The sequence below is a fragment of the Gracilimonas sp. genome, assembly GCF_040218225.1.
Classification (GTDB): domain Bacteria; phylum Bacteroidota; class Rhodothermia; order Balneolales; family Balneolaceae; genus Gracilimonas.
On the sequence record NZ_JAVJQO010000008.1, the window covers coordinates 899273 to 926185 of the forward strand.

At 38.6% G+C, this 26913-nt stretch carries 30 protein-coding genes, 1 other RNA gene and 1 pseudogene; 12 read left to right on the forward strand and 20 right to left on the reverse strand.

Annotated elements, in window-relative coordinates; translation table 11 throughout:
• Positions 1 to 10: 10 nt before the first annotated feature.
• The 3 genes and pseudogenes from RIB15_RS15300 to RIB15_RS15310 form a co-directional block, all read left to right on the forward strand.
• Positions 11 to 835, forward strand: a pseudogene (locus RIB15_RS15300) (VapE domain-containing protein); the annotation flags it as partial.
• Positions 836 to 1131: 296 nt separating this feature from the next.
• Positions 1132 to 1929, forward strand: a complete 798-nt coding sequence (locus RIB15_RS15305; RefSeq protein WP_350203045.1) for a PriCT-2 domain-containing protein — start codon at positions 1132 to 1134, stop codon at positions 1927 to 1929.
• A 185-nt stretch (positions 1930 to 2114) separates the two neighbouring features.
• Entirely contained in the window at positions 2115 to 2336 is a 222-nt protein-coding gene (locus tag RIB15_RS15310; protein WP_350203046.1) for a hypothetical protein, read from the forward strand.
• A gap of 590 nt (positions 2337 to 2926) precedes the next feature.
• Here RIB15_RS15310 and RIB15_RS15315 read toward each other — a convergent pair.
• The 8 genes from RIB15_RS15315 to RIB15_RS15350 all read right to left on the reverse strand — a co-directional run bounded on the left by RIB15_RS15315 (position 2927) and on the right by RIB15_RS15350 (position 11644).
• Positions 2927 to 3058 (reverse strand): hypothetical protein, encoded by a 132-nt coding sequence (locus tag RIB15_RS15315; RefSeq protein ID WP_350203047.1) that lies wholly within the window; start codon positions 3056 to 3058, stop codon positions 2927 to 2929.
• 88 nt (positions 3059 to 3146) lie between these two features.
• Positions 3147 to 3572, reverse strand: a complete 426-nt coding sequence (locus RIB15_RS15320) for a hypothetical protein (protein ID WP_350203048.1) — start codon at positions 3570 to 3572, stop codon at positions 3147 to 3149.
• A gap of 214 nt (positions 3573 to 3786) precedes the next feature.
• Positions 3787 to 4662 carry a hypothetical protein gene (locus RIB15_RS15325; RefSeq protein WP_350203049.1) on the reverse strand — a complete coding sequence of 292 codons (876 nt, stop codon included), beginning with the start codon at positions 4660 to 4662 and terminating at the stop codon, positions 3787 to 3789.
• Complete coding sequence (locus tag RIB15_RS15330) at positions 4663 to 6927, reverse strand: Piwi domain-containing protein (RefSeq protein WP_350203050.1); 2265 nt, start codon at positions 6925 to 6927, stop codon at positions 4663 to 4665. It abuts the gene before it with no gap.
• A gap of 303 nt (positions 6928 to 7230) precedes the next feature.
• Positions 7231 to 7662 (reverse strand): hypothetical protein, encoded by a 432-nt coding sequence (locus RIB15_RS15335; protein WP_350203051.1) that lies wholly within the window; start codon positions 7660 to 7662, stop codon positions 7231 to 7233.
• A 27-nt stretch (positions 7663 to 7689) separates the two neighbouring features.
• Complete coding sequence (locus RIB15_RS15340; protein ID WP_350203052.1) at positions 7690 to 10059, reverse strand: glycoside hydrolase family 78 protein; 2370 nt, start codon at positions 10057 to 10059, stop codon at positions 7690 to 7692.
• 836 nt (positions 10060 to 10895) lie between these two features.
• Complete coding sequence (locus RIB15_RS15345) at positions 10896 to 11423, reverse strand: hypothetical protein (RefSeq protein WP_350203053.1); 528 nt, start codon at positions 11421 to 11423, stop codon at positions 10896 to 10898.
• 17 nt (positions 11424 to 11440) lie between these two features.
• Entirely contained in the window at positions 11441 to 11644 is a 204-nt protein-coding gene (locus RIB15_RS15350) for a hypothetical protein (RefSeq protein ID WP_350203054.1), read from the reverse strand.
• A gap of 75 nt (positions 11645 to 11719) precedes the next feature.
• Here RIB15_RS15350 and RIB15_RS15355 point away from each other — a divergent pair, with 75 nt between their 5' ends.
• Positions 11720 to 11956, forward strand: a complete 237-nt coding sequence (locus RIB15_RS15355; RefSeq protein WP_350203055.1) for a helix-turn-helix domain-containing protein — start codon at positions 11720 to 11722, stop codon at positions 11954 to 11956.
• A gap of 265 nt (positions 11957 to 12221) precedes the next feature.
• On the opposite strand, the gene RIB15_RS15360 is transcribed toward RIB15_RS15355, so the two are convergent.
• The 4 genes from RIB15_RS15360 to RIB15_RS15375 all read right to left on the reverse strand — a co-directional run bounded on the left by RIB15_RS15360 (position 12222) and on the right by RIB15_RS15375 (position 14488).
• Positions 12222 to 12581 carry a hypothetical protein gene (locus RIB15_RS15360; protein ID WP_350203056.1) on the reverse strand — a complete coding sequence of 120 codons (360 nt, stop codon included), beginning with the start codon at positions 12579 to 12581 and terminating at the stop codon, positions 12222 to 12224.
• 175 nt (positions 12582 to 12756) lie between these two features.
• Complete coding sequence (locus RIB15_RS15365; protein WP_350203057.1) at positions 12757 to 13065, reverse strand: hypothetical protein; 309 nt, start codon at positions 13063 to 13065, stop codon at positions 12757 to 12759.
• A 151-nt stretch (positions 13066 to 13216) separates the two neighbouring features.
• The gene (locus tag RIB15_RS15370; protein WP_350203058.1) at positions 13217 to 13582 is read right to left on the reverse strand and encodes a hypothetical protein; all 366 of its coding nucleotides are present in this window, start codon (positions 13580 to 13582) and stop codon (positions 13217 to 13219) included.
• Positions 13583 to 13705: 123 nt separating this feature from the next.
• Complete coding sequence (locus RIB15_RS15375) at positions 13706 to 14488, reverse strand: lipase family protein (RefSeq protein ID WP_350203059.1); 783 nt, start codon at positions 14486 to 14488, stop codon at positions 13706 to 13708.
• Between the two features lie 301 nt (positions 14489 to 14789).
• On the opposite strand from RIB15_RS15375, the gene RIB15_RS15380 reads away from it, so the two are divergent.
• Positions 14790 to 15170 carry a hypothetical protein gene (locus tag RIB15_RS15380; RefSeq protein WP_350203060.1) on the forward strand — a complete coding sequence of 127 codons (381 nt, stop codon included), beginning with the start codon at positions 14790 to 14792 and terminating at the stop codon, positions 15168 to 15170.
• A gap of 21 nt (positions 15171 to 15191) precedes the next feature.
• On the opposite strand, the gene RIB15_RS15385 is transcribed toward RIB15_RS15380, so the two are convergent.
• Complete coding sequence (locus RIB15_RS15385) at positions 15192 to 16535, reverse strand: Y-family DNA polymerase (RefSeq protein WP_350203061.1); 1344 nt, start codon at positions 16533 to 16535, stop codon at positions 15192 to 15194.
• A 72-nt stretch (positions 16536 to 16607) separates the two neighbouring features.
• On the opposite strand from RIB15_RS15385, the gene RIB15_RS15390 reads away from it, so the two are divergent.
• Both RIB15_RS15390 and RIB15_RS15395 read left to right on the forward strand, forming a co-directional pair.
• On the forward strand, positions 16608 to 17213 hold the full coding sequence (locus RIB15_RS15390) for a hypothetical protein (RefSeq protein ID WP_350203062.1): 606 nt from the start codon (positions 16608 to 16610) through the stop codon (positions 17211 to 17213).
• 42 nt (positions 17214 to 17255) lie between these two features.
• Positions 17256 to 17747 (forward strand): hypothetical protein, encoded by a 492-nt coding sequence (locus RIB15_RS15395; protein ID WP_350203063.1) that lies wholly within the window; start codon positions 17256 to 17258, stop codon positions 17745 to 17747.
• On the opposite strand, the gene RIB15_RS15400 is transcribed toward RIB15_RS15395, so the two are convergent.
• Together RIB15_RS15400 and RIB15_RS15405 are read right to left on the reverse strand one after the other, a co-directional pair.
• Positions 17739 to 18446, reverse strand: coding sequence for an SOS response-associated peptidase (locus RIB15_RS15400; RefSeq protein WP_350203064.1), 708 nt, complete (start codon positions 18444 to 18446; stop codon positions 17739 to 17741). The genes RIB15_RS15395 and RIB15_RS15400 overlap by 9 nt on opposite strands.
• Positions 18447 to 18448: 2 nt before the next feature.
• Positions 18449 to 18652 (reverse strand): hypothetical protein, encoded by a 204-nt coding sequence (locus RIB15_RS15405; RefSeq protein WP_350203065.1) that lies wholly within the window; start codon positions 18650 to 18652, stop codon positions 18449 to 18451.
• A 197-nt stretch (positions 18653 to 18849) separates the two neighbouring features.
• On the opposite strand from RIB15_RS15405, the gene RIB15_RS15410 reads away from it, so the two are divergent.
• Complete coding sequence (locus tag RIB15_RS15410) at positions 18850 to 19779, forward strand: ComEC/Rec2 family competence protein (RefSeq protein WP_350203066.1); 930 nt, start codon at positions 18850 to 18852, stop codon at positions 19777 to 19779.
• Between the two features lie 51 nt (positions 19780 to 19830).
• Here RIB15_RS15410 and RIB15_RS15415 read toward each other — a convergent pair whose 3' ends face one another.
• The 3 genes from RIB15_RS15415 to RIB15_RS15425 all read right to left on the reverse strand — a co-directional run bounded on the left by RIB15_RS15415 (position 19831) and on the right by RIB15_RS15425 (position 22186).
• Entirely contained in the window at positions 19831 to 20343 is a 513-nt protein-coding gene (locus tag RIB15_RS15415; RefSeq protein ID WP_350203067.1) for a phage replication initiation protein, NGO0469 family, read from the reverse strand.
• Positions 20344 to 20354: 11 nt separating this feature from the next.
• A complete protein-coding gene (locus tag RIB15_RS15420; RefSeq protein ID WP_350203068.1) occupies positions 20355 to 21290 on the reverse strand; it encodes a YqaJ viral recombinase family nuclease in 936 nt (311 codons plus the stop codon).
• Between the two features lie 128 nt (positions 21291 to 21418).
• Positions 21419 to 22186, reverse strand: coding sequence for a DUF932 domain-containing protein (locus RIB15_RS15425; protein WP_350203069.1), 768 nt, complete (start codon positions 22184 to 22186; stop codon positions 21419 to 21421).
• 107 nt (positions 22187 to 22293) lie between these two features.
• On the opposite strand from RIB15_RS15425, the gene RIB15_RS15430 reads away from it, so the two are divergent.
• The 3 genes from RIB15_RS15430 to RIB15_RS15440 all read left to right on the forward strand — a co-directional run bounded on the left by RIB15_RS15430 (position 22294) and on the right by RIB15_RS15440 (position 24030).
• Entirely contained in the window at positions 22294 to 23226 is a 933-nt protein-coding gene (locus RIB15_RS15430) for a hypothetical protein (protein ID WP_350203070.1), read from the forward strand.
• On the forward strand, positions 23223 to 23525 hold the full coding sequence (locus RIB15_RS15435; protein ID WP_350203071.1) for an STAS-like domain-containing protein: 303 nt from the start codon (positions 23223 to 23225) through the stop codon (positions 23523 to 23525). Before RIB15_RS15430 ends, RIB15_RS15435 begins: the two co-directional genes overlap by 4 nt.
• Before the next feature lie 61 nt (positions 23526 to 23586).
• The gene (locus tag RIB15_RS15440; RefSeq protein ID WP_350203072.1) at positions 23587 to 24030 is read left to right on the forward strand and encodes a JAB domain-containing protein; all 444 of its coding nucleotides are present in this window, start codon (positions 23587 to 23589) and stop codon (positions 24028 to 24030) included.
• Positions 24031 to 24056: 26 nt separating this feature from the next.
• Here the strand turns inward: RIB15_RS15440 and RIB15_RS15445 are convergent, their stop codons facing one another.
• Both RIB15_RS15445 and ssrA read right to left on the reverse strand, forming a co-directional pair.
• A complete protein-coding gene (locus tag RIB15_RS15445; RefSeq protein WP_350203073.1) occupies positions 24057 to 25142 on the reverse strand; it encodes a tyrosine-type recombinase/integrase in 1086 nt (361 codons plus the stop codon).
• Positions 25143 to 25290: 148 nt separating this feature from the next.
• Positions 25291 to 25658, reverse strand: a transfer-messenger RNA (tmRNA) gene (gene ssrA, locus RIB15_RS15450).
• Between the two features lie 128 nt (positions 25659 to 25786).
• On the opposite strand from ssrA, the gene RIB15_RS15455 reads away from it, so the two are divergent.
• The gene (locus tag RIB15_RS15455) at positions 25787 to 26674 is read left to right on the forward strand and encodes a DUF72 domain-containing protein (RefSeq protein ID WP_350203074.1); all 888 of its coding nucleotides are present in this window, start codon (positions 25787 to 25789) and stop codon (positions 26672 to 26674) included.
• Positions 26675 to 26913: the final 239 nt, after the last annotated feature.

Below are 26913 nucleotides of genomic sequence, written 5' to 3' on the forward strand. Positions count from 1 at the left end.
AGTTGCTACCGTAGCATGTGCCATGGAGCTACGAACAGTTAATCATACCGTTCTGGTACTCAAAGGAGTTCAAGGATGTGGTAAATCTACCTATCTGGGAAGGTTAATGCCCAAATCCATCCAAGATTACTATTACTCAGGACAGCTAGACCCCAATAATAAGGACTCCATAATTAATCTAGCGGAATGCCTAATTATTAATGTCGATGAGCTGGAAGCCCTTACCAAATATAAAGAAGCGGCGCTGAAGGAAATTATCACAAAAACGGATATCAGAGTCCGGCGACCGTATGATAAATTTTCTCAGAACCTCATGCGCAGAGCTTCATTTGTCGGAAGCGTAAATATAGACCAGATACTAAGTGATTCCACCGGTTCTCGCCGGTTCTTAATTCATCATGCTCATTCAGTAAATTATGAGCATACCATTGATATGGATAAGGTCTGGAAGCAAGCCTACGACCTGTATAAGTCCGGCTTTAAATATTACTTTGACCAAGCTGAGATAAAGCAGATCAACGAGCGAAACACCGCTTTTGAGATCATAAAGCCTGAAGAAGAGTTGCTCTGGAAGACTTTCAGACCCTATAAAAAAGGGCATGGTGGTGCAATTAAAAAAACAGCTACCGAAATACTCAAAGAACTGCATGGTGACCGGTTACCGGGTAATGCTCGCGGCGAAGCAATAAAACTAGGATTAGCACTAACGAAACTGGGTTTTGAATATATAAAGATCCACAATGTGAAATATTATCTGCTTCGACGACCCAGTTATCATGAAAATAATATAGCAGATACTATGCATGAGACCGAAAAGGAGAGTAATGACAGGTAATTCATGAGGTAGTTGGGGGATGTTGGGTGGGTACTTACTTGCCCATCTACCCACCCTCGAAATCAGTCCCAATTATACCCTGAAGGGGGTTTTTAACCATAGGGTGGGTAGTTATACATCTATATTCATTATAAAAGTATATATCAATAATACTATAGTTTACCCCCTATTTAACTACTTACTACCCACCCATGTAATTTTTAATCAAAAAAGAAACAAAAATGAACATACACCCATTATTTAACACACAGGTCAGTTATCTGCCCCAGTACTGAAAACCGCCTAAACCCATCCTCTTGTATGATTGGATCCAGGAATGCAGAATCGGAGAGCAGTTCGGGCATCTGGTGCTGGAATACCGAAAATCCGGTGATAAAACTCATAAAATGAACCTGCCTCAACTATGTGCCGGTGCGCTGCTGGAAGGTGGGCATGCAGAGAAGCACATCCTGCGGCGAACCGGCTGGCTAACCTTCGATATTGACAAGGACGACAACCCCAGTTTTACTGACTGGACGGAGGTGAGAGAATTTGTTTCTCTGATTCCCTATGTAGCGTTTGCTGGGTTATCCGTTTCCGGTCATGGCGTCTGGGGGCTCATTCATATCGCTTTTCCGGACAAGCAAAAAGAGCACTTCCAGCAGCTTGACGCTGACTTCAAAGAACTCGGCATCCTCTTAGATTCTACCAAAGGGAAAAACGCCAATGATAAACGCGCCTATTCCTATGATCCGGATGCATACATTGCTGATGATTTTGAGGTTTACGATCGGCTTCCTAAGAAACGTATAGTGTTCAAAAAATGTCTTCCCCCTACATCGCATAGCAAAACAAAAGATCTTGTCGAACAAAAGCTCCAGGTTATAGACACCTATAAAATTCCTATAGCCCCTGATTATTTTATATACCGGGATATAGGATTTGCGCTGGCTTCTGAGTTTGGGGAAGCTGGGCGAGATTATTTTCACCGGGCAGTCAAACATCATCATAAATACGATAAGAAACATGCCGACTCTCAGTACACCAAATGCCTGAGGCCTGGACCGATAGGCATCGGCACCTTCTTTCATATTTGCACTAAACATAACATCTAAAATCAATCATTATGAAATATAAAAACACAAAATCATCTCGGCTTCTGGACCAATATGGCGAAGTAGCCATTCAGTCCATCTGATACATGTTCGGCCACCGAAAAACAGCCGAGTACTTTGATACAACAACTTCGGTAATCCGAGGTATCGTTGAAACTAACGGGTGAAAGCGGCCCATCGAATTCATGCCTATTCTAAAAAAGGCCATTGATAGCGGGAAGCGCGATCCGGAGGAATTCACACATGTAGATTTCTCTGGGGAATTCATCCAAAAACTGATTAAAAACATTAATACTGAACATAAGAGTGTTCAAATCCAGTCAGAAAACGTCATTGAACTTGCCCTGCACATCCAACAAGAACTTTTTAACAAAAAACAAATAAAGGAGAAAACCCATGCAAATTAGCATAGTTAAATTTAAAGTAACCAATAACCGCTGATTACAACGGTCTTACCAATATCAAGAATTAAGTACCCAAGAATATCTGGGGGTATTCTGTACACAGTCTCCCCAGCTTGTAGGGGCGGCGGGTGAGCAAATATCATTGTCACCCTTTTTTAGCTGATACTTGGTTATTGACCGGGAACATGATGAAAAGCTTGATGGAGACTATCTTCAAGATAGGTTACCGTTAGCAACCCCGTGAGATGTAAAGAAATGTGTAAGCCTAATTAATGACGCTCACTTCTCAGGGAATGCTGTAAATGGTTCCATTCACAGCAAAAATAAAGCAAGAGGCAATATCATAGCCGCAAATGCTCACATTGATGGCATAGGAGACATTGTAATGATCAATAAAGTGCACCTACACTCCTACCGGATTTCGGGAAGTTTGACTGGGAGCCTTAAGATCCATGGCGCTGCATCCATGGGCTGATGTTATGCCCATGATGCTGAGGACTTTATGCTGGAATTCCTGCATGTTTAAATAAAAGCCCTCAGAGATGGGGGCTTTTTTTCTTTATTTTGGAATGCCTAAACCTACTCAGATACACTCAATCACCTTTTTTATGCTTATGTTTCTTGAGTGAAGGAGTATTTCCAGGTGTTTTTTTATTGTCCCGCTGACGCCGGTCGGGTTTACCGGTAGACTTAGCTATTTTCTTTGGGCCGGGTTTGATTCCCATATGAGCCTCCTTTTTTATGTTATTTGTTCTGCAATTGAAAACGAATTAAAGTCCCTACTTAGTATTAATGAATGGACTGAACATCTTGTCATTCGTCTTCTCCTAGAAAATATATCCTGCTTCTGATCGGGACTCCTTTCGACTTGTAATGATCTCCTTTCACAAACATCCACGGTTCATCTCGATGTTCTGCTAAAGTAAGAGACACATATAAACCAAATATTTGACCAGCTTTTTCTTGTATCTCTTCTTCTGGAAATCCCTCCATCAGCCGAGTGCATTCTCTGTATATTGGCATCAATGGAGTATTATCCCATTTGAATTTACTCCCTAACCATCCTGACGGTTGAACTTTTTCCGTTCTATTCGCAACTTCATCAAATTGACTGCTAATCCAGTTAATTATAGCCTTTTTCTCATCTTCGGAAATACTAGCGGTGTAATGATCCCACTCTGATTGTAACGATCGAGGTATAGCCTTTACTTCTTTATCTTTTATTGGGTCTTTGAGCATTAGCTTATATAACTAAATGGTGAACAATAGAAACAACTTTTTTAAAATAGAATTTTTTATAAATAATAAACTTAGCTGAATTAAATGAACATTACTTCTCACCTGTGATTCTAATTGTACCGTACAACGCTGGCTAAGACATGCTGATTTTATAACCGTGAGCAAGTTGGAAGTGTTTTTATTTTATGATTTAATCAATAAATATGATTTTAAGTTATAGTAATTTCTCTCCTGAAGTTTTACCCCAAAATTTATTGATTGCTACCTCTAATGAATGAGTTAATTTCTTCTTATTAGTCAATATTGCCCATATTGAACCAAAAGAAAGCATTGGGCTTACAACATATTCAAGCAATGTTTTGTACCAACTTTCATCCATAGATTGGATGGTGGTTATAAACCAATATGAGAAATAAATTGCTACCAGAATTAATGCCACAAAACATAACCAAAATATAACCTTTGCAATTAGTGAGGATCTGCCAAAAAAATTATTAATAAAGGCTATTTGCATTCTTCTCTTTTCCAAGTCATCAAGCCCTTTAAGTTTTATCACCGTTTGTAATGACGCTTCTGAGATAACTCTTTCCACTTCCTCAGTTTCAATGCTCTGTTTCTCTTTAGCGATACCATAGGCTTCAATCACATCTTGATCTACCAGCTTATCAACGGTTCCTGATAAATCTCTACAAAGAGCTATCAAATGTGCTTGACCAGCATTACTATCATTCAAAAGGAAATGGAGTGTTTCAGTATAGTTTTTCTTGTCATCTGCTTGGTTCTTAACCCTCAATACAAAAAGTTGGTTTATCCAATCCTTATTAACATTGAATTTTAATACACCTACAGTTATCACGAATACCAATATATCGTCATATATCCACTGTACATGTTCATCCAGTTTTCTTTGCTTTATTTGTGAGAAAGCATTGTCAAATTTTGCTTTTTCATTAGCCTGAATAGCGATCATCAGCTTTATAATATGATGCTTGATATCAGAGCTTTTAAATTCATTTTCAATCTTAATTTCTTTTTGAAATATGAATTGTTTGAAAGCCTCCCAATAATTTGACTGTAGGATATCAGACATCTATAAAAACCATTTTTTTCTTTTCATCGCTGTTAACAAAGCCGCAGAACTGAAATCTGGAATACCTTTAAATTGTCCCAGCAATTTTGAAATCATCTTGGCATAAAATAAGGTAACTGGCGTGTGGTTGGGATTTAAAGAGCGCCAAGAATGATGGGAAAATTTATATACCTGTTGAGTAATGTGGTGCATGTCTTTAAATGTAGATTCCTCATGTAATTTAATAAGAACTGGCCTACTTGGAGCATGCCCTTTAAATTTGATTTCATGGGCTCCCATGGTGGTTAATAAACATTCGTTATCATTGATTATCAGATTGGTTCCTCTGAGGGGTACAAAATCTTTATTGACCTTACTTCTACCTCTTGAACCGGGTGATTTTTTATCAAAAAGAAGAAAAGGATGGTTATCTACTATTTGTACAAAAGCGAACTGTATGGAAAAATCTTCAAAACTGTTCACTAACTCTTGAACAACTTGAAGCTCAGTATTCTTCATTGGTTTGAACACATGAAATACAAACCTTACGGTTTGCCCTTTCTTCCAAGCCATATCTTCACTCAGTTTATTAACCGAGCTTTTTAGACTTAGCAAAAGTTCATCAAAGAAATTATCGTAATCAGTTGCTTTACTATTATCAGAAAACAATAGATTACCGTCACTGGAAAAGAAAGTTGTCAATCCAACTATTCTTTTAGAATCCCCTCCCTTATAATGGCTACTTCTTAGGTAAGTATGGCTAACACCTACTATTATTTCCCAATCAACATCATTTGATGATGGTAGAACCCAAGGGATTCCTCCCATCTTTGAATACATTTGTAGTGCAAGAGGAGCTAAAATATATTCAAGTCCATTGGTATTTCTAGTTCTGTTTTCTTGCAACGCTTGTACAGGAATACCTTGTGATAGCAAAAAGGCCTTAACCCTATAGTAGGGATTATTCTTTTGGTCTTTGTAGGCATCTCTATTTGTACCTTCTACTACAACAAGATCATACGATTTATTTCCTGCTAGCTTCTCTTTAATTATTTTTAAATAACCTTCATAATTATCTTCTTGAATCTCTCCGACATCAAAATTTATATCCTGTAATCTAAATAAGTCTTTCATACCCCTACGATAATACTTACTGTCAGGCATCCCGCCTCCCAGCATTCCCATAGTTTTAGAAAAACCTCCCCTCGATTCAGGCTTGCAAATAACTAGTATGTTTGGGGTCTTTGGTGTAAAAGAGGTGGAGTCAAAAGGACCAAACTCACTAAGCCCTTTTATTATGCTTGTGTTAGCACTTCCTGTTCCATAATCGAATATGAACTTATTCTCTTCTAATGAATAATTATTATGAGGTAACTCTGAATTTTCAGAGAGAACATATTCAAAACCATCCAAGCTATGGTATCTCCAATTTGAAAGTCGCTTACTTACAACTTTATATAACTTGGTATAATACTGTTTATAGTCGGATTTAAGTCTGCTATTAACTTTTGCTTTGTTAACAATTTGATCTGCTTGGTTTTCACTTAAAAGTTCAACTAGTAATTTCTTAATTGATACCGTGCTTCTTCTAATAAAGCATTGTTCAGCATTAATTTGAACTTCGCCTTCATTAGTATCAATAAAAGCGGTTCTGTTTTCAACTTTTGTCAAACTTCCTAACAAAGTCTCTTGGGGAGCTAGAATTCCTTTTTTTCCTGGTAATGGGCGTGCGTGGATTATATCAAAACCAATTAGATTAATACCTTTATTCATCAATTCAAGAATATTCTCAGAAACATTCCACAGATGGCTGATATTAATTGTAAAGCCATACTTGAGTTGCTTTTTCACTCCGTTTATTGTTCTTAGATCAATCTCAAACTGTCTATCATATGTTATAATGCCTTTAAGGTTATCAGGTAAAAACTCTCTTACTGCATCATGCAAATCAAGAGGTGATACAAATGAAAATGGATAGAAACTTAATGGAACAATATCATCTGTGTTTTCAAGGAAGGCTCTAAAAAAAATGTGCTTTATTAAGGATGAAACTATTTCGGGAGAATTCTCAGTATCTACAATTACCGTTTCACCCTCAATTTGATCTCCTTTCATCCAAGATCCATATATATAATCACCAGTTCGAAAAAACGAATGTGTGTCATTGTGTTTATCCCTTAATTCACGTAATAAAGCTAAAGAGTAAGGGAAAAGTTTAAGCTTTAACTCTTTAGGTGGGAAAAGTTCTATTGGGAAAAAGTTGGTTAGTATTTTTGTAGATGCCATACTTAGTTCGTAAAAGATTATTCCTTGTTAATATACACTCCATATTAGATAATAATTTAATGTATCGTAGACCCAAAATCTTCGTAAGTACGAAGGGAGTATTTAGTAAGGATAACTTTTTCAATGCTCTTCATTTGGTAACTCAATCAGATCATTTCTGTAGGAGAATTTTTCAGCATACTATACGACTTCCCCACTGCTTAATGGCTGATTTTTTTATGACTTATATAATGAAAGAAATTACACAATAGATGCTTTCTTTATACCTAACAAATAGATTTACTCGATTCAAGAAAATTTAACTTATTGATCAATCCTAAATCCTGCTTCTTCAAGCTTCTTTCTGTATGAAGAGTCACTTAACCTATTATTTGATTCTGCAATTTCCTTACCCAATGAAAATACATGATATAAACTATATAATACCCAAATAAATAGACCGCAGATTAATGCATGAAAGTTATCAATCGTGTATTCAAATATGTAAGAGAAACCGGCATACAAAAAAATGCCTCCCATAAAGCCGTATAAAATAGTTGTATAAATTGTAATCAGTATAAAGCCAATTTTTTGGAATATATTTTTAAGACCCCACTCGGTAATATGATCGAGTTTTATTCCTTGATGGCAGCTTGGGCAATTTACTAGTGGTGGACCAATTGCATAATATTTACGCTCAAAAGACTCTAAAGTATACCCACAATGGGGACATCTTCGTGTTATATAAGTACCCATTTATAACTAATTATGTTTTGAGTGTTCTTATTTAATCAGCATCAGTTTCTTCGTGCTCACAAACTCACCGGCCCGTATGCGGTAAATGTAGAACCCGCTGGAAAGCCAGGAAGCATCAAAAGTAGCGGTATGCCAGCCGGCGCTTTGCTTGCCATTTACTAATGTGGCTACTTTTTGTCCAAGCATGTTAAAGATAGCCAGTTCTACTCCACTAGCCTGTGGAATTCCATAACGAATTTGTGTAGTGGGATTGAATGGATTCGGGTAGTTCTGCTTGAGAGTATACTCTGTTGGAGTGCCTTCAACTTCATTTGATGTAGAAACACCAGTAGTAAACGAGAGCACATCAGACCAACCACTTGCACCAATATCATTATGGGCCTGCACCCTCCAATAGTAAAATGTATTATGTTTTAGGTTGTTTACTTGGTACTCTGTTTCTTTTAAACCAGAAACATTCACAGTTGTATCTTGGAAAACGTCACTTTCTGACAATTGAACTTGATAGGTTTCTGCATTACGAGAAGATGACCAGACTAATTTAGGCGATGTTGATACATCTTGCTCTCCGTTCTCTGGATCCCATTCTGGTATGTCAGGGATTCCACTTTCAGTGATGAATGTGTGAATCTTGCTCCATTCACCGTTTCCTGTTGAATTATTAGCACGGACTCTCCAGAAATATTGAGCACTAAGCTTTAAGCTATCAACAACTTGAGCAATATACCAATCATTACTTGCAGATTTGTAAGTTGCAGATTTAGGCAGGGAAAATAATGAATCAAAAGTCTGGTGGACAGATATTTGCAGCTCATAATCATCCGCTCCGCTTACAGAAGCCCATTCGAAGCGAGTAGGCACTAAAACATTTTCCGAGCTATCAGAGGGTGTTTTTGTAGTTGGAGACGGCAATGCATATTCAGTTTTGAAAATACTTACTTCACTCCATTCGCCGGTACCAGCTAGATTAGTACCTCTAACTCTCCAATAATAATCGATACCATAGCCTAGTGATCCAGATAAATCAATAGTTGTATCCTGAATGCTAGATATTGACACAACATTTGACTCAAAACTACTTGTTGAAGAAACTTGGATTTCATAAGTGTCTGCTTCGTTACTAATCCATTTAAACGTTGTGTCAACAGGAACCCAGTCTTCTCCGTTAACAGGGTAAACTTTATCCACAGCATTTGGTGGATCTAAGTCAGGAGTAGGTATAGCATCAACATCTTGCCACTGTAATGCCGGGTAGGTATCAGTTAGATGCCAGGTATCTAAGAAATCAAACGATGCCATATAAAAATAAGCAGAATCTTGTTTCATTTGGCTAGACCTTAAACTGTTAACACCCTCTTTCAAACCATGACCAACACCAACATCTGCACTATCTTTATTCCAATATGATGATTTAATACTTCCTGCATTAAGCCCAATAAAGCCGCCAAAAATGGAGTCAGCAGTTACCTCACCTGCAGAATAACTACTACTAACACTTGTTTCTCCATAACTTGTGCCTATGAAACCTCCAATATTTTGAAATCCTTGAACTGTACACAAAGCATATGATTGATCAATTGTATTTTGAAATGTATTGCTAGTTTCACCAACCAACCCCCCAACATGATTTTCACCAAGAATATCCCCTGTTGCAAATGAAGTTGAAATTTCACCTCCGAACCTCATGGATCCAGTTAGACCTCCTACCATATTGATCCCAGTAACATTTGCATCAGAATAAGAATTACTGAGAGTTACACCCATTTGTCCGAATAATCCCCCAGTAACACTTTCACCAGTTACATCCCCACTTATAAAAACATTATCAATAATTCCTCCTCTTGCATAGCCAATTAACCCTCCAACACTAGTAGAAGACCCTTTAACACTTATATTTAATTCTATATCACTAATTTCACCATACCTGTGAAATCCAGCAAGGCCACCAACTTCATTACCCCCTGTTACTTGACCAATTAATTTTATGTTATTTATGCTCCCGTTATTTTCTCCTACCAATGCTCCTACTATACCACCTGCATCTACTACAATATTTTCTAATTGTAAGTTACTTATAATACTACCTCTATCTACAAATCCAAATATTCCAACTCTATATTCATCCGGCCTATGAATGACAAGATTAGTTATTTTATAATTATCTCCATTGTATGATCCTGTAAATTTAATTATAGAATCACCAATTGGCTCAAATCCAGTACTATCATTCCAAGATAAAGTTGTACTGGCATCTAGATCATTGATTTGAATAAAGTGCTTATTAGTGTAATCTCTAATAGATTGTAACTGTTCGACAGTAGAAATTTGATAAGGATCTTCTTCTGTACCACTACCCCCAGCAAATTGACCAAAAGCATTTGAGGTAAATATTGTCATTATGAGTAGCCCGAAAACTGTGACTTTACGTATCATATTCTCTTATATTCTGTAATACTAATTGCCCTAAAGGTAGTTAAAACAATGCTTAAATGTTAGGCTAAAAGAAAGAGCTGCCGCTCCTTCTTCCGCTGACTCAGCTATTAACCGCATCAGCATAATCTGGCCGGTTTTTCAGCCGCATCATATCTCCAGAAGAGTTTTTGGCATTTTTCGCCACTTGGTCACAAGCCTTGTAATTGGGCAAAAAAGTTTAACACATAGCTTATTTTAACCCGACTATTATTACCTAAGCTATTTATCCACCCTTTTGCTCCTTTGGTACCATTTCCATCCCCATATCAAAGCAACTGGAAGAACAAATAGGAGAAGAAAACCAGGAAAGCCATCCATTATAGAGGGTGTAGCACTATATGATTGAACGTTATAATCGCTATCTATATAACCTCTTACCACTGTTTTTTGTGTGGACACATACAGAACTCTAACACCAAATAGAAGCCATAATGTCGTCAGGGCTGTAATAAGTTTATTTTCTTTAATAATTTTGGTCATAAATTTAATTCTGTTTCAAAAATAACGTCGAATCGGTAGCAAAAGTAGAAAACAGACTTTGAAGACCGTTATCTATTTTATTGGAATTCTTTTTTACGTCTGAAATAACTCTTAAGGCATGCTTCTTAGAAAATATTCTAAATGTGTTTTCTTTTTTTGAATCGGGATTATTCCTTTTTCGATGTACCAACTTCAACCACATGTGAAAAAAGTCAATATAAAAGCCAAAATCAGAACAACAGGTCGACTGTTTTTAGAATATCTTTTAATTCATAGATAAATCAATTCAATACCGAACTCATTGTATTAAAAACAGCTTTACCTTCAAAAGCATCGTAAGCTATTAACATCAATGCTCTCGCTTTTTTGTCGTCTGTATTCAAATTGAGTAGCGTCATAATAACGCCATTTTCATCTGTCCATCCTCCGGCTATATTCTCTATATCCCTATCCAACATTACCTCAAAATCTACAATAGATTTAAAATCACTACTACTGGTCGGGCCAATACTCAGTGTAGTAAAATCGGCTAATTTTCCTGTTGACATTCTTTTCTTCTCAAACAATGTATTTTCCACATCCAATCTATTAGATAACAGTTCAATAAAACTCTCCGCCAACATCGAGTGATCATCAAGAATATCCACTGGGATAGGTGATTGAGTTTGTGTCTCCTGAGGATAATTTTGTACCGTTGATAGTTCATATTTTGTGTTTTCCGCCCCCTTAGAATCAAACTTAACTGCAAATATTACCAAGACAAATACAGGTAATACAAAAAGTATTATGCTGGCTTTTAAGTTGGTCATGTTATCATTGCTCTCATTCATCTTCGCTCCACCCAATCTGACCCACAATTATCACATTTATAAGAATACTTTCCTTTATTTGATTGTTGCAGCTGCCCAACTCCTTCATCGCATTTAAGGCATTTGCTGGTTTTTAGCTTCTCTTCCCTCTCTTTACTCAAACTACCGGCAGCCCACAACCCATAAATGACTATTCCTCCGGCTACAATATAGTACAACATACTGGCCTCCATATTTTATTAAATAACCACCCTATAGTATGTTGTTAGAACTTGTTTGTCAAGGCATTATTGGGAATGGCTACAGACGAGCAAATATCCAGAGCAATTGCCCAAACATTAAAGCATTTCAGAGCTCAGAAGAACTTATCTCAGATTGCACTGGCTGAAGAAAGTGGTGTTCACAGAACCATGGTGGAAAAGATAGAATCACTGAAGCGCAGACCAACTATGCATACGATATACCGACTCTGTAATGCAATGGATATCTCTGTTAGTGAGTTTACACAGAAGGTAGATGAAATATTAGGATGAGGATTAAATTGAGTTTATTTGTGACATTAGTATTTAAGAAGTGATAAAGTGGTATAGTTTTGAAATTTAGTAGCTGAGAATAGTATTACTTATTCAACTATTACGACTAACAGTACACAGTAAAATAATCTTCAAACTTTTAGCACTCCACCACTGTTGAGCTTTTCTTTATTAGGATTGGATTGTTGGATCTAAACAGAACTGATATAAGTGCCGGATAAACCCGTAAAGATGTTACATCTCTTGGACAAGTAATCTATGGTGCTCATCTTTTGGAAATATTATTAGCTGGTTTCCATCCACTTCCTTGTTGTAAAATCTCATTTGTCCAGGCTAGAAGAAGACATAATCCTTTATTTTTGATACCCCACTTCCGCTTATGGTCACCAGCGTAAGCATCATATAATGATTGAAGATGTTCCAAATAAAATTTCTCGAAGTTCTTTTTTGTGCTCAAGTGATAGCTCAGATCAATATCATCACTGCACTCATTTTTTAAGAATTGTAAGAGCGTTCCTTCATCAATATTCATATAAATATCATCAACAGTAATATCATCATACTTCCCAGTATCCAACAATTTATTTATCTGTAGAATAAGCAATGTTAAGGCAGTGTGTTCCATATTATTTCAGAATTAGATTAGAGGTATAACGACCTACCGCATAACCGGCGCAGGGATTATGATTTTTTAAAAGGCTATCCATTTGAACAATCATTGGCAAGAAATTAAATTAAAGCCACGTCTGCGTCCGCCGTTAATGCGGTTGTTATGTACTTTTTGAATTGGTAAAATAAGTTTACTCACCTTTTAAAGTTGCAGTAAAACCAATGTATGAACTACCTGGTTTCCAACTTTCTGCTTTTTCTAAAAATGAGCCAATCTCGTCAGCAGGAATAAGAACATACTTTTCATTTGAAACTTCAATTTTGTACAACTGAATTAATTCTTCTTGCAATAACTCTGAAATAGCTTTCTTTGAACGGCTTATTTTTTTTGCTTCACTCAGTTCAGGAAACTCATTATTTAAACCCCAAATAATTTCATAAAGACCAAAATAGTCTTCAGTGGCAAGAGATAATATTTCCTTTTTTAAATCAGATTTCATGGAAAGTACATAACGACCCAGCGTTTAAACGGCGCGGGGATTATGATTTCGTTGAAGTAGCAAAATTAATTCCTTGCAATCAAGTTTCCATCGAACTCCGTCCGCGTCCGATTTAAAACGCATTGTTAGCAAGTTTTCTAAAGCTTAATTACTATTTTATAATAAGATCAATAGAATTAAAAAATACATTTTCTATACCAGTTAAACTTTCAGATCTTCTTTTAAAATTAATTGTTAGCACTTCCTTGCAACTCTCAATTTTTTTGAATGATGAACTGACCAACTCTTCGCTATTATTTTTTAGTAAATACTCGTTTGAATCAGTAATTATTCTGATTGCTTTTCTTTTGATAAAATTTGATTTCGGAACATAAGTCTCAACAATTTCTCTTGTTTTAATTTCTGAGCAATCTATCTCCATTAATTTATCTCTGAAAGAAAAACTATTTATTGATAAGAAATAAATAATAAATACTAGTAAAACACTTACCGCACTAAAAATAATCTTATTACTCATGAAACTTGCTAACGACCCAGCGTTTAAACGGCGCGGGGATTATAATTTATTTGAAGTAGCAAAATTATTTCCTGGCAATCAAGTTTGATTGCACCCCGTCCGCGTCCTAGTTGAAGCCAATTATTATGCGCCATTTTCAGCGAGGCGGTTAATGTACGATTCAATCGAGTGATCACCTACGATACTAAATATCTCAAATGGATTAAGTGCATAGAACAGCCTTCGATGCCAACCTAAGTCTTCTACTTTGATTCTTTCTCCCAACCATATTTCTTTTCCTACATGACGATACCACAAAGGTGGAGTGAACGGTACAGCATCTGATCCATTTACAATTCTTACAGTACGGGAATGAAGATCATCATAGTATTTATAGAATGATGAACCACCTATAGCTGGCGACCCAAAAGTTACTATCTCAATCAAATTTGCATTTACATAACTGGGATACATATAACGAAGCTTTACAGCGAATAAAATCGCAAGTGCCCCACCGAGAGAGTGGCCAATAATTGAAAGCTTTCGCTGTAGCAATTCTTCTTTGGTTAAATGATACCAGATCGCCTCAAGACTGCGAAGACCAGTCGACTTATCAACAAAATCAAGTGTTCTCTGAAAACCGCGGTGTACTCGAACACCAATATCATTATCACCACAATCATTGAGTCGTACAGGGAAGGCTTTTAAATTTGAGATAGACCAATCAACACTTTCTCTTGTTCCTCGAAACGCAATAACGACATGGTCTGAACGCCAAAAAATACGGCAGTAACCTCTGCCAAATGAACCATGGACGATACGTTGCGAGTCGTAACCAAGATTAGATTGACGGATAGGGCCTGCGTAAGTTGCCTTACACACCTGAGCAAGATTTTGGTATTCCTGATACGAAGTACTTCTCGTCATTGTTTAAATATGATAATGCTTAAGGTGAAGATGGTACATAACGACCGGGAATTAAAATCGCTAGTCTCTTTAGAATTATCATAATTAACCGCTTATAATCAAATATTATCGAAATCTTTGTTAAAGACTACTAAGCTATCACATTAGCGCATAATTTTACTTTTACATTCCCAAAAAAAGTATGTATTCGCTTTGAAAATATACTTTAGCCTCAGCCCTTCTATACTACTTGATATTATTTTTAAATAGAACTAAGATTAGCATATAAATTAAATCTTAAGTATCAACATCTGGGATTACTATGAAAATTGTAAGAAATAGGTTATTAATCCTATTCGGGGCATTAATACTTGTATCATGTATCAGAGTTCAGGCTGTAAATTTTGATCAGAACCAAAGGGATTCTAAACCTGATAGTTATGTTATGAAAATATTACAGGTTGAAGATATTGAAAACGAATATGAAGTGATTGGTGAGGTAACAGCCAATGGGCCAAGTAATAGGTCAGAGAAAATAATGGAGAAGTTACGGGATAGAGCAAAGGAAATGGGTGGTGATGCTTTAATTAAATTTGAAAGTGGAAATGCTGGAACAGGATCAATGACCAATGGGATAGCTACCTTTGATGAAACGTCTAAGACAGTTTATAAAGCACAGGTAATTGTCTGGAAGGGCTCTTGAAAATTAAGATTCTAAAGCTTTTTAGTTATTTCTCCCCAAAAAATGCGTATTCCCTTTGACCCGATGTAGCATATTGGCTTTGGTAATATACTTCTGCCCGAATCGGTTTTTGATCTCATCCATGGCTTTCACCCGGGCTGCCTTATCCTCATCATCCTGGAAGAACACGTTAAGCTGATTGGTTTTATCGATCTGATGTGTACCCAGCATAATGTTTCTGATCTCGATGCCATGCTGGCAGGCCTTTTTTATAGCCGGTTCTACCTTTTCCATTAAAGCCTGGTACACGTAATCATCGATGTTGGTATGAGCCGGGGTAACAAACCGAAATCCCACCCCAGGCTTATCAGGCTCATTAAAACCAAACATCCCTGAATAGGAATTGGCCCGAATACCATACCCTCTCATCCGGTAACAAAGTCCTTGCACTCCAATGGCAAACTCCCCTTTGATGCGGTCTACTTCTGTCGACCCTTCCGAGAAAGTATGTCCATAACTGACTCCTTGTTTGGGCTTGTAATCTTCGGAGATCTCTTCCATTACGCGGCCTTGGTCTTTACCCGTTATAGTCTGGAACAGCATCTTACCAAAGTTAGCCCCGAAAAGACGAGTGAAGATTTTCTCATTGCCTCTTTCAGCTACATCGCCAATGGTTTTATACCCCTCGGCTAAAATGTGTTCATGCCGGCGCCTACCAACACCCCACACTTCATCTACATCTAGTGGCCAGATATCTGTACGTTCATCTTCATCAGTCAAAACCATCGTTCGACCTTTGGGCTTATTTAAGCTGCTGGAAAGCTTGGCATAAGTTTTGGATCGGGCGATGCCTACTGAACCCACCAAATGAGTAGCCTCGTAAATGCGATCCTGTAAGCGCTTGGCAAACCCGTCAATCTCTTTCCGGGAACGGTCTCGAAGAAAGTCTATTTCCATGAAGTATTCATCCATCGAGTAGCGCTCAACTACCGGGGCAAACTCTTTAAATATGAAATGCACTTGTTTGGAGATGGAGGTATAAGCATCGTAATCTACCTGTAGCATACACACATGAGGGCAAAGCTGATACGCTTCAAATGCACTCATGCCTGTTTTGATGCCAAACTGCCGGGCTTCATAGGAGGCGGTGGCCACAATACCTTTCACCTGTCCGTTGTACTTTCTCCAGCCTCCAATGATCAGGGGCAGGCCATACATCTTTCTCCGGAGCTGCTCGACTTGGGCATAGAAACAGGCGAAGTCGAAGTGCAGATATAGGCGCTCTTTTTTTGAGCGATGCTGATGCTCAGGGTAGATCGTATTGTATAGGGTAATCCGGTGGACATCTTTCTCTGGCTGGTAAGGATGAGGCTTTTTATGTGGCATAATTCTTCCTGTACATATTGATATGTATAATATATGTGTGTAGTTTAAAATGACCAAATAGATTTGATGGTCATGAACAAATTTCCACTTGTAGATATGTTGGCAGTCTTTACCCGTTACGGGATTATAGAAGCTCCATATTGGCGAAATCCATACCAGAGAGATGTTGCTCAGGTACGCTCTTGTCATAGTAAGATACAAGGTGGAGTTCGGCAATCTTTTTATACTATAGAAACCAAATTCGGAGATGTATTAGATCTGATATTTGATGAAGAGGAACTGCTTTGGAGTTTGATACCGACGCCGGGTTATGAAGGTAAAACCATTGATCGGGTGCTGGTGTATGTGCAACGGCATAAACATCTTCCTTCACGGGCACACCGGATTGTCCCATACCGGTTTGAGCTGCTACCAGAAGAGATGGCTAAAAAACACTACGATGGAACCGAACGACCACTCATCCGACGCATGCAACCATATAGGTTTCAGTCCGGGAAAATTAACTCAGCCCAGGTGATAGGCATTCCCACCCGGCATACGGAAAACGTGATGATTACCAAAGAGCTTAATTATGTAGTGGAAACCGATGAGCACCGGTTCTTTCACCTGGTGTATATTCTCGATCAGTTAGACTGGAGGTTGATGCAGGAAGTAGATGAAGAGTTCTTTTTTGCCTGACCAATAAATACATTAACTATATTGACAACTAATATTACTACTATGGACCAAAGAGAAAAAGCTAAACAAGTCATTTCTGAATTAAGTTATCACTTAGGTAACCTGACCTTTTCATTAAATCGCTACGTATTTGCTCTTGATTCAGAGTACCATGAAGATGATGACTCTGAACCAAAAGATGAAGCTGAAGAATACTATACCGAAGAAGATTTATATTTAGATAACGATCCAATTGAGGATTTTGAAACTCATTTAAGCGGGCTCAACCAACTCATGAAAAAATTCATGGAAGACGTGTATTCACCTTCAGGTAAATCAGATGAATCTTTCATTCAGGAAATATATGGCATTATTAAAGATCAAGATGAGCTTCAGGAAAGAAGTCAGGAGTTCCTTGAGAAGCTGCCTCTGTTAAATCTTCAAGAAACTGAAGGCAAAAAACAAATCACCAGATATCTGGACCTTATTTTGGCCTCAGTTGATAGAGTAGAGACTGATATAGATTTTATAAAAGAGCACTTAAAGTCAGAATAGTTCAGCTTTTTCAATAAGCCCAGGCTCATTATTCTGCACCTTCCCCACCGCTTTTGATACTATGTGTTCACCAATACCATCATCAGGATAAGGTTTCAAAAAATCCTTTAGATAATTTGGATCATCATTACCCGGATCAAGCCAGTCATCAAACTCGGAGGGATGTAGAATAACCGGCATTCGATCGTGTATATTCTCCATAACCTTGTTTGGTTCTGTAGTAATGATAGAGTAGGACATTCCAGCGCCGGAATTCTCTGGTGCTAAATCTGAATAAATTCCGGCAAACCCCATGAACTCTCCATTCTTCGGATAGATAAAGTGCGGGGTCTTATTACCTTTGCTTCCAGTCCATTCATAAAATCCATTGGCAGGCACAATGCAGCGTTTATGTAAAAATGGCTTAGTCCACATTCGGCTTTTCATAACCTTATCGTCCCTGGTATTGATTGGTAAGAACGGACGATCTCCTTCTTTGGGTTTCCAGCCCATAAAACCCCAATGCATCGGTTCAAGTATTCTTTTGCCGTCTTCATTGGTGTAAGCTACCGGCATGATATTGGTGGGAGCTACATTATAATTAGGTCGAAACTCAAACTCCCCCTGCTTCCCCGGCGCTCTGTATTTACCACTATCAACAGCATTCAGGAATTCGTCAATAGATTGTATCTGCTTAAATAATACATACCGGCCACACATACTTACTTCTCCATCATTTTCGATTCATACCATTGATTAGCTTTATCCTTCCAGGAGTCTTTTTCTATTTCAGGAACTTCGTCAATCCACTCAACACAGTTAATCCAGTCTCCATCTTCTCCACCTAACCAAGCTTCAAATTTCGGATTATTTTGGTGAATAATTACTGGTGAGTCTTTCCTTGTTTCTATTTTAAACTGTGCCATATCACTAATAATTAATTAGAACATCTGGTAGTATTATAAACTAAATAAAACTTTTTTGTAAGGAGTGTCTGTAAAAACACTCTTACTATTGAAGGTCCATTAATTCAATACCCATGAAATTAACAAAGATTCTCTCGCCAATAATGTTCCTAATTTTTAATACTTGCATTATTTCCGCCCAAAACCTACAGGTAAAAGTGGCCGATGTAGGTGCTGGTTTATGCGTGATTGCTGAAATACCAAATCTACAGGATTCATCAGACCCATACTACATGCTTTATGATGTTGGAAGAGGTTGTCTGGATGACATAAATGAAATGATACCCGAAGAACAACCAATAGATCTGATCGTGTTATCCCACAATGATTCAGACCATATCTACGATGCAGATAAAGTACTGGATGAATATTTGGTAAAAAAGATTTTATGGTCAGGATTCCAGCGCCCGGATATAGGGCAATGGAACGAGCTCAATGAAGCTATTAATGCAGAGCACCCAGATGAGCTCATTAACCTACGAGTTCATCAGCTACCCATAGGATCTACCTGGGTTTATGGAGAAACCTATATTACATTTGTAGCTGGTTTTCATGTGCCACCTCCTCAATGGGGTTTCTCTCCATCCGAAGAAAGTGAATACCGCAATGCTGGTAGTATCGTAATGAGAATTGTACATGGGCAAAAAAGTATTCTTCTCACTGGAGACATGATTGGCCGTCATGAAACAGATAACTTTCCCAATAATGGTATTATAGCTGCTGAAAAATTTGTGGTCGCTAACCGGTTTGCGGTACCCATAGATTCAGATTTACTTGTAGCTTCTCATCATGGTGGAAATGATGCCAGTTCGATTCCTTTCATTGAGTCAGTAAATCCGGAATATGTTATTTTTCCTTCAGGTAGTAATGACAGGTACGGACATCCAAGGTCAGCGGTTGCACAGCGTTTCTTAGATTCGGGGGTTCTATTACATAATATCTTCCGAACCGACAAGGAAGATGATGAATCTCACGCCGGACACTGGGAGCCCGATGGAGTTACGGGTGTAGTTGATGGGAGCGGAGATGACTCTGTCATTATTTCAATTACTTCGGAAGGGGTAATAAGTGTTGGTTATGAGAATTAATTGTGCGAATGTTAATCTAAAAGAGAAGGTGTGCCTTCTCTTTTTTGGAGCTTACGCTCCATTAACATGTTGGGCATACTCCTCGGGCTCTTTATAATTCTCCCTTTCAACTACTCGGGTATAATCACCAGAAGACTTGAGGTCATAGAAGACGACTTTGTTGTTTTTCTTCCGGGGAAGAATGGTTTCAATGTTGGCAAATGTTTTGCCGTGCTCCTCGGATTCGTTATGCGAAATAAACAGCGTAGCATTCAACCCGATGAAGGCTTCCATATCTACTCCGTTTTCCAGCTCATCTTTGGTGAACTTAGAACTGCGCCATCGCTCTAGATCGGAACGAAGGTTGCTTTTGATGTTCATGGATTTCGTATACCTTTTGGTAACGATGAAATGCTTTCCCTCTGAGTCCGTGTCCTCCAACTCGAAGACGAGAGAAATTTTCGATTTCGGGCCCCAGGGAGTGTCAAGCTCGCCGAGGTCTACCACGTCCACGAGAACGGCATCTTGAAGTCCATCTGGAGCAAGGGGGTATTCGATTATTTCTTCTTTTATAATTAGTGCCATGATTATTGGGTTTAAGTGTTAATGGTAAAACGTCGGGTAGTGGTTTCTTTCAGGAACTGCTTGTAAAGCTGTGGGTACTCTTTGCGGAAGGTGGTGGTATCTAACCTTCGTTGGGTAGAGTTCTTCCAGCTCAAGAGCTTCCGGCCTGCAAGTGTCATATGCTCAGCATTCCCTAACTCTTCTTTGAGCAGAAGCTCCAAAGACTCCTTGTGAATTTTATACTCATCCAGACGGTCTCTTACTTTCTGAAGCTGCTGAAAGTATGCATAGAGACGAGGATTGGCCTCTACGGTTTCTCCTTCATTGGCGTCCGGGTATAAAATGAGTAGGTCTTCATCCGTCATTGCATCAGGCGGGACATCTGCAATCACATGATCTTCCCACCATTCAATCACCTTTTGGGTGTTGATGGCGATCAGTTCTTCATTTCGCTCGATGTAGATCGGATCGTGAAACACGCCCGTATCACGTTCCATGATTTGGAGGTACGCATACTGGTAGCCCGTAAGCATCAGGTAATGTTGGATCTGATATTCCCAGCTAAGTGGATAGGCATTAGGCTCATTACGCATTCTGAAGCTTGTAGTACTTTTTATTTCGAGTACACCAGGCCATGGATGCTTCTCAGAGCTTACAATTTGCCTATCAATGTTTCCGAGTAAGAATGAGTACTCCTCATGCTCGTAGGGCTCAGAAATATTGCGGACTTTAAGTCCAGTCTTTTCTGTGAATTTTTCCGCGCAGACGGGCTCCAGTATATGACCCATCTCTGTGATCGGTGTGGAACCTTGCGGCTCTCTACGGCCTGTTTTCAGCAGCCACAGTTGAAAGGGTGTTTGATAGGGACTCTTACCGAGTGCTGCTGCAACTTCGCTTCCGCCCAGGTATTCTTGGCGGGCATCTACCCACTCTTTAGTGGGGATATTATCTAATAGTTTGGTACTCATAGTGGTATAGTGTTAAAGGTGTAGGTTATCCCAATAAAAAAGGCCGCAATACAGCGGCCTTTATCTGGGTTTGTTTTTTCCTCCGGTGATAATGATGATGATCACTTTAATGATGAGTCTGGGGAGCTTCATAAGGCAAACACTTTGGAGACTTTGTCCTGATAGCGTGCCTGTACGTGTGGCTCCATCTCATGGGAGATACGATTTGTGAGACGGTTCAAAAGCATCCATTGGGAAATGCGTCCTATTTCCTGCTCGTCAATGGCTTCCTGAGCTAGTCGTTTAGATATCTTCTCTGAGATGTTTTCGACCAGTTGTTCGTCTACCCGAAGCACTTCCAGGCGGTTGATGCGCTCTTGAATTTCAGGAAAGTATTCGCGAGCCTCTGTCAGCTTCTCTCCCAGATTCTCAAAGGAGAACCCCTTGGTGTGACGGGAGTAGTATTTACTAAGCACCTGCCCAAAGACCATCCCATTGGAACAAATAGCACGAATGGCTCCGAAATAAAACCGAACGCCTTCACTTTGGTCATACGAGTTGTGAATGAAAGCGGATAAGGCAATCTCAGACTCTTGGTCCCGAAGTTTTAATTCTGGAAAGGTGATCTGTAGCCTCATACGCTCATTGCTTACAAAGGAATGAGACGGATCAATCCTGAAGGAATGTCCACAAGTGGCCAGTTGCCGAAGCAGCTGATCAATCAGCTCGGAGTTAGTCACGATTTTATAGGAATCGCGGACAATGCTTATCACTTCATTGGTATCCTCCCGGACAATAGCTTTATAGCCATTAGGGAGAAAGGAATCTTGGTCTTGGATGTCGATAAGAGGTGTTTTGGCGTTGTCGACTGCAACGACTCTTTCCACAACGGGAAAGCAGAATGGTTGTAGGTTCATGGTATAAGAATTATAGATTTAATAAGCGGAATTGCTCATAATTCTTATACCTTAAAAACAATGTTTTAAATTATATATTAAGCGTTGTTTCCAACATAATTACTAGTATGAAAAATTATACTATAAGTGTTCCTGAGAGGTTGACAGGAAAAAAAATTAGTGAGCTATTTGAATTATCTACTGATTTTTTAAGAGTTATTAATCAATATGACCGTGTTACATTTGACATTTCTAAGTGCAACTTCATAAATCCTGCTGGAACGGTATTACTGAGTGCTTTTAGAGATATTTATAAAGACAAATCTCCTGAAATTGAAACTTATGTACGATATAAAAAAAGCAGCCGGGTAACTAAAATTCTACAATCGTGGGGGCTATATACTCTGGAAGAGTTATATCATGACTCTTACGTAAAATCTATTTCTAATTATACTGTTCCTTTAGAACGTTGTAACAATACGGATGAGTGTTTAGATGTCCATGAAAAAATCATGGATCATATTAAAGTTAGAACTGAATGCACAGATAATACATTTGCAACATTGGATTATATACTAAATGAAATTTGGGACAATGCAGGCACACATGGTTATGAATGTTATTACACTGAAGAGTATCCCAAACCAATTTATTTCCAGTCATTCTCATATAAAAGTGGAGTTGAAATTGCTATCTTAGACTTAGGACAGGGTATAGCAAATAGCTTAAAAAGCAAAGATTTATACCGTAACTTTTCAACTGACCAAATACTGAAAAAAGCACTTGAGGAAAAAGTAACTGGACACCCAAATAATAGTCCAGGATATGGCTTGTATAGTTCTTCAGAACTAATTAAATCAAATAGTGGCGAATTGCACATCTGGAGTTCCGGTAGAAGTATTAATGTCACAAATAATTCCATGAGGACAGGGATAGGTGGATTTGAAAATGGCACATTAGTCTACTTAAAGATTAAGGCACAAATAGATACTAAATTTGAAGAGATAATGAATGGAAGAAAAGTGGAAAATTATCTCGAAGATCACCAGATTACATTATGAAGATTAAATTATCTGAATATGGAAAAACTTTAGGTCCAAGAGTTCTTGGGGTCAAAATTAAAAATGAAATCTTAGAAATAGTTGAAAAGGAAGCTGAAATTCATTTTGATCTTACTGATTTAAAAAGCCTATCAACCGGGTTTTGTAAAGAGTTATTTGGTGAGTTATATATTGAATTGGGAGATGACTTTAAATCTAAAGTCAAGTTTAAGCTAGATGGTGCGGAAAATAATGAGAGACTTCTGAAAATTATAAATAGAGGTATCTCAAGCTCAATTCAAAACCGAGATAGTAAATAATTTGGTATAAGAACAATGAAGGCTCTACAGCCCTCATAAATCTTAACCAACTATACCTACCATGCATACCGTAGCAGAGGTATCTCTCAAATACTCTTCCCAGAAGTCTTATGATGAGATGCCCATCATTACCTCACCAGAAGAAGCCGCCCAGTTTCTCCGTTCCATCTGGGATACCGACACAATTGAGCTTAGAGAAGAGTTTTATATTGTACTTCTCAGCAATACCAAGCAAGTACTTGGGTATAGTAAAATCTCCACCGGGACAATGACCGGTACCTTAGTTCAACCGATCACAGTATTTCAAACTGCGATTCTGGGGAACGCAAACTCAATACTGGTTTGTCACAACCACCCGTCCGGGAATCTCAAAGCATCGGGTGCAGATATTCAGCTTAGCAAGAGGCTCAGAGATGCAGGGAAGCTTTTAGGCATTGAAGTGGTTGATCATATAGTCCTGACAAAAGAGTCATTCACCTCCATTAAAGAGTGTGGACTTTTTTAAGAGAGCTGGTGCTCTCTTTTTTTAAATTAAACCTCTATCTGCCCTAAAACTTCAGCGTCATCAGATGGACTTAAGTGAGCGTAAATACGAGTTGTTTCAGATTTACTGTGACCTAAATAAGTCCCAATTTTATATAACTCAACTCCCTTTTGAGCTAACTGTGAAGCAAATGTATGTCTTAAAGTATGTATAGTTTTATCTTCACTAACCTTTGCTTTCCCAACGGCTCTCTTGAAAGCTCCATAAACGGTGTTAGGATGAAGTTTCATGCCCCTCTTGGAGGTGAAAACAAAAATGTCATCCTTCCCTTCTTGTTTTCTTAAAATATCAATAGCTTCAACACTCAAAGGAACATTGCGAATAGAAGATTTGGTCTTTGGCTCCCAAATTAACTCACCGTCTTCCATATATTTCTCAATCGATATTACTTTGTTCTCAAAATCAACGTTATCCCATTTAAGATGGATGAACTCCCCCAATCTTAATCCTGTAAGAACAAAAAATTTAAAGTAATCCGTATAGAACTTGTCTGAGCATTTCCAAACTTCCTGCAGCTCTGTTTTGGTGAAATACTGCACCTTTAATTTTGGATCCGGTTTTTTTGTTTTAATATCAGCTGAAATTTTTCTCTGCATATAACCCTTTCTAATAGCTGTATTTTCAACAGCTTTTAGAAAAACCAAAAGGTTATTTTTTCTATGGTCTGATTTTGTCCTGCTCTTTAAAGTGTCGGCTAATAACTGAAATTGTGCTTCAGAAATGGTGGCTACATCTTTAAAATGTTTTTCACCTACATCTTTAATAGCCTCAACAAGATGATACTTGTTCGCACGGTATTTTTTAAGCGTACTTTCTCTAACATTTCTTTTTTTAATCCCCATGTGAATTTCAATAGCCTGCGTTAGGCTAATACTTTTTCTTCCGGTCGTTATACCTGCCTGATTTAATAGCTCATCAATTTTTTTTGACCTGGCTTGATTTGCCTGGTTTTTTGTTACAAACCCAATCCTCTCTTTGTACCTCTCTCCGTTTAAATGGTAGTCCAAATAATAAGAATTACCCTTCTTTCTTTTATCGTATCGTAGTATTACATCTGGAATTTCTCTGCTCACAATATTTAATTTTTGAATCAAATATAGTGATCATGGTTACAATAATCATGAGATTTCGTCTTGTTTTCGTCTTGTTTTTATGAAGAGTAAAACAAAAAAGCCTGTAACATATTGTTTAATAATATATTACAAGCTTTTATTTTATTCTAAGTGGAGGTGCGGGGAGTCGAACCCCGGTCCGGGAAGGTAGACCTGTTAGCATCTACATGTGTAGGTACTGATTGGTAGTTCGGGTGAAGCCGAGCCCAGTACCTAAGCGACTTCAACCTATTCTGCTAAAGTTTCACGCAAACGCGACAGAAGGCACGCTTACGATATCCTGTCTTGTATGACGTCCGGGCTGGCAATGACAGGCACTTAACCAGCGGGACGGCTTAGCAGTTTATGCTGCTAAACGGTATGAGTAATTATTGTCAATTACTTTTGATCCATAATGAATGTTATTACGAGATTCATTGGACACTCTCGACACGCAACCAACGGTAATACTCAACCCGTCGAATCCAGAACACCCCCAATACGTCAATGAACTGCCTTGAAGATACGAAATTTTGAGCTCTTTATTGTAATCGATCCTCGTTAATCGTTATTGGTTATTTGTTATATTTGTTGCCTACTATTAACGAATAACCAATAACGAACAAATGAAATTTGGCAAGGTAGATAACCCCGGCGACATCGACTTCACCCTTCCTCCCGATCACCCTGATACCCTCAAAGTATTGAATCAAAAAGGCGGTGACGGATTTGACGCTTATGTAGGCTGCGCCAAGTGGAATAAGTCGGACCTGAAAGGATTTTATCCACGGGGAACCAAAGACGAGCTGGAGTATTATTCCCGGCAGTTTAACTCCATCGAGCTGAATGCCACCCACTACCGCACCTATGGACCGGATCAGGCCGAAACATGGGCTGAGAAAACACCGGATGATTTCAAGTTTTTCCCCAAAGTGGTGAATTCCATCAGTCATTTTAAGCGACTGAAGAATATTGAAGCTCCGCTTGAGGAGTACCTGCATGGCATGCGCGGTTTTGGAGATCAGCTGGAAATGATTTTCCTGCAGCTTCGGGATGATTTTAAACCCAAGGACTTTGACCGTGTGCAGCGGCTGGTGGAAATCTGGCCGGATGATATTCCGCTGGCTATCGAACTGCGGGACAGTGATTGGTTTCATGATCAGGCTGTGGCCAGTCAGTTGTACCAATTGTTCGAGGAAAACAATGTGGCCAATATCATCACGGACACGGCCGGGCGCCGGGATTTATTGCATATGCGTCTGACTTCCCCTGTTGCATTCATCCGGTATGTGGGAGCCAATCACGCCAGCGATTATGACCGCCTGGATGACTGGGTGGAACGCCTCAAGTTCTGGAAAGATCAGGGACTCGAGAAGCTATATTTCTTTGTGCATCAGAACCTGGAGAAGGAATCGCCGCTGCTTTCAAAGCATTTCATCAAAGCAATAAACAAAGAGCTGGGTACTGATTTGGGACTCCCCGGCGAAGGCGAACAGGGGGATTTGGGGTTGTGAGATCGGAACAACCACTAGTGTTGTCATCCTGAGCGAAGAGATTTTACAAGAGTATCGTTGGGTATCGCGAAGGATCTCATCGTCAGACAGAGCAGCCAGTTCATGATTTGAGGTCCTTCGTGTTACCTATCCCCGCCCTTCGCTATCTACCACGCACTCAGGATGACAACTTTAGAATTATTTAAAAATTGAAGGTATAAAATCATAGTTGCAAGACTTAGCTAAGGACTGGTATTCAT

What these genes read in the sequence shown, in the direction of transcription:
- RIB15_RS15310 (WP_350203046.1), top strand. Translation starts at nt 2,115, where the DNA reads ATGCCTATTCTAAAAAAGGCCATTGATAGCGGGAAGCGCGATCCGGAG.
- RIB15_RS15315 (WP_350203047.1), bottom strand. Translation starts at nt 3,058, where the DNA reads ATGGGAATCAAACCCGGCCCAAAGAAAATAGCTAAGTCTACCGGTAAA.
- RIB15_RS15320 (WP_350203048.1), bottom strand. Translation starts at nt 3,572, where the DNA reads ATGCTCAAAGACCCAATAAAAGATAAAGAAGTAAAGGCTATACCTCGA.
- RIB15_RS15325 (WP_350203049.1), bottom strand. Translation starts at nt 4,662, where the DNA reads ATGTCTGATATCCTACAGTCAAATTATTGGGAGGCTTTCAAACAATTC.
- RIB15_RS15330 (WP_350203050.1), bottom strand. Translation starts at nt 6,927, where the DNA reads ATGGCATCTACAAAAATACTAACCAACTTTTTCCCAATAGAACTTTTC.
- RIB15_RS15335 (WP_350203051.1), bottom strand. Translation starts at nt 7,662, where the DNA reads ATGGGTACTTATATAACACGAAGATGTCCCCATTGTGGGTATACTTTA.
- RIB15_RS15340 (WP_350203052.1), bottom strand. Translation starts at nt 10,059, where the DNA reads ATGACAATATTTACCTCAAATGCTTTTGGTCAATTTGCTGGGGGTAGT.
- RIB15_RS15345 (WP_350203053.1), bottom strand. Translation starts at nt 11,423, where the DNA reads ATGACCAACTTAAAAGCCAGCATAATACTTTTTGTATTACCTGTATTT.
- RIB15_RS15350 (WP_350203054.1), bottom strand. Translation starts at nt 11,644, where the DNA reads ATGTTGTACTATATTGTAGCCGGAGGAATAGTCATTTATGGGTTGTGG.
- RIB15_RS15355 (WP_350203055.1), top strand. Translation starts at nt 11,720, where the DNA reads ATGGCTACAGACGAGCAAATATCCAGAGCAATTGCCCAAACATTAAAG.
- RIB15_RS15360 (WP_350203056.1), bottom strand. Translation starts at nt 12,581, where the DNA reads ATGGAACACACTGCCTTAACATTGCTTATTCTACAGATAAATAAATTG.
- RIB15_RS15365 (WP_350203057.1), bottom strand. Translation starts at nt 13,065, where the DNA reads ATGAAATCTGATTTAAAAAAGGAAATATTATCTCTTGCCACTGAAGAC.
- RIB15_RS15370 (WP_350203058.1), bottom strand. Translation starts at nt 13,582, where the DNA reads ATGAGTAATAAGATTATTTTTAGTGCGGTAAGTGTTTTACTAGTATTT.
- RIB15_RS15375 (WP_350203059.1), bottom strand. Translation starts at nt 14,488, where the DNA reads ATGACGAGAAGTACTTCGTATCAGGAATACCAAAATCTTGCTCAGGTG.
- RIB15_RS15380 (WP_350203060.1), top strand. Translation starts at nt 14,790, where the DNA reads ATGAAAATTGTAAGAAATAGGTTATTAATCCTATTCGGGGCATTAATA.
- RIB15_RS15385 (WP_350203061.1), bottom strand. Translation starts at nt 16,535, where the DNA reads ATGCCACATAAAAAGCCTCATCCTTACCAGCCAGAGAAAGATGTCCAC.
- RIB15_RS15390 (WP_350203062.1), top strand. Translation starts at nt 16,608, where the DNA reads ATGAACAAATTTCCACTTGTAGATATGTTGGCAGTCTTTACCCGTTAC.
- RIB15_RS15395 (WP_350203063.1), top strand. Translation starts at nt 17,256, where the DNA reads ATGGACCAAAGAGAAAAAGCTAAACAAGTCATTTCTGAATTAAGTTAT.
- RIB15_RS15400 (WP_350203064.1), bottom strand. Translation starts at nt 18,446, where the DNA reads ATGTGTGGCCGGTATGTATTATTTAAGCAGATACAATCTATTGACGAA.
- RIB15_RS15405 (WP_350203065.1), bottom strand. Translation starts at nt 18,652, where the DNA reads ATGGCACAGTTTAAAATAGAAACAAGGAAAGACTCACCAGTAATTATT.
- RIB15_RS15415 (WP_350203067.1), bottom strand. Translation starts at nt 20,343, where the DNA reads ATGGCACTAATTATAAAAGAAGAAATAATCGAATACCCCCTTGCTCCA.
- RIB15_RS15420 (WP_350203068.1), bottom strand. Translation starts at nt 21,290, where the DNA reads ATGAGTACCAAACTATTAGATAATATCCCCACTAAAGAGTGGGTAGAT.
- RIB15_RS15425 (WP_350203069.1), bottom strand. Translation starts at nt 22,186, where the DNA reads ATGAACCTACAACCATTCTGCTTTCCCGTTGTGGAAAGAGTCGTTGCA.
- RIB15_RS15430 (WP_350203070.1), top strand. Translation starts at nt 22,294, where the DNA reads ATGAAAAATTATACTATAAGTGTTCCTGAGAGGTTGACAGGAAAAAAA.
- RIB15_RS15435 (WP_350203071.1), top strand. Translation starts at nt 23,223, where the DNA reads ATGAAGATTAAATTATCTGAATATGGAAAAACTTTAGGTCCAAGAGTT.
- RIB15_RS15440 (WP_350203072.1), top strand. Translation starts at nt 23,587, where the DNA reads ATGCATACCGTAGCAGAGGTATCTCTCAAATACTCTTCCCAGAAGTCT.
- RIB15_RS15455 (WP_350203074.1), top strand. Translation starts at nt 25,787, where the DNA reads ATGAAATTTGGCAAGGTAGATAACCCCGGCGACATCGACTTCACCCTT.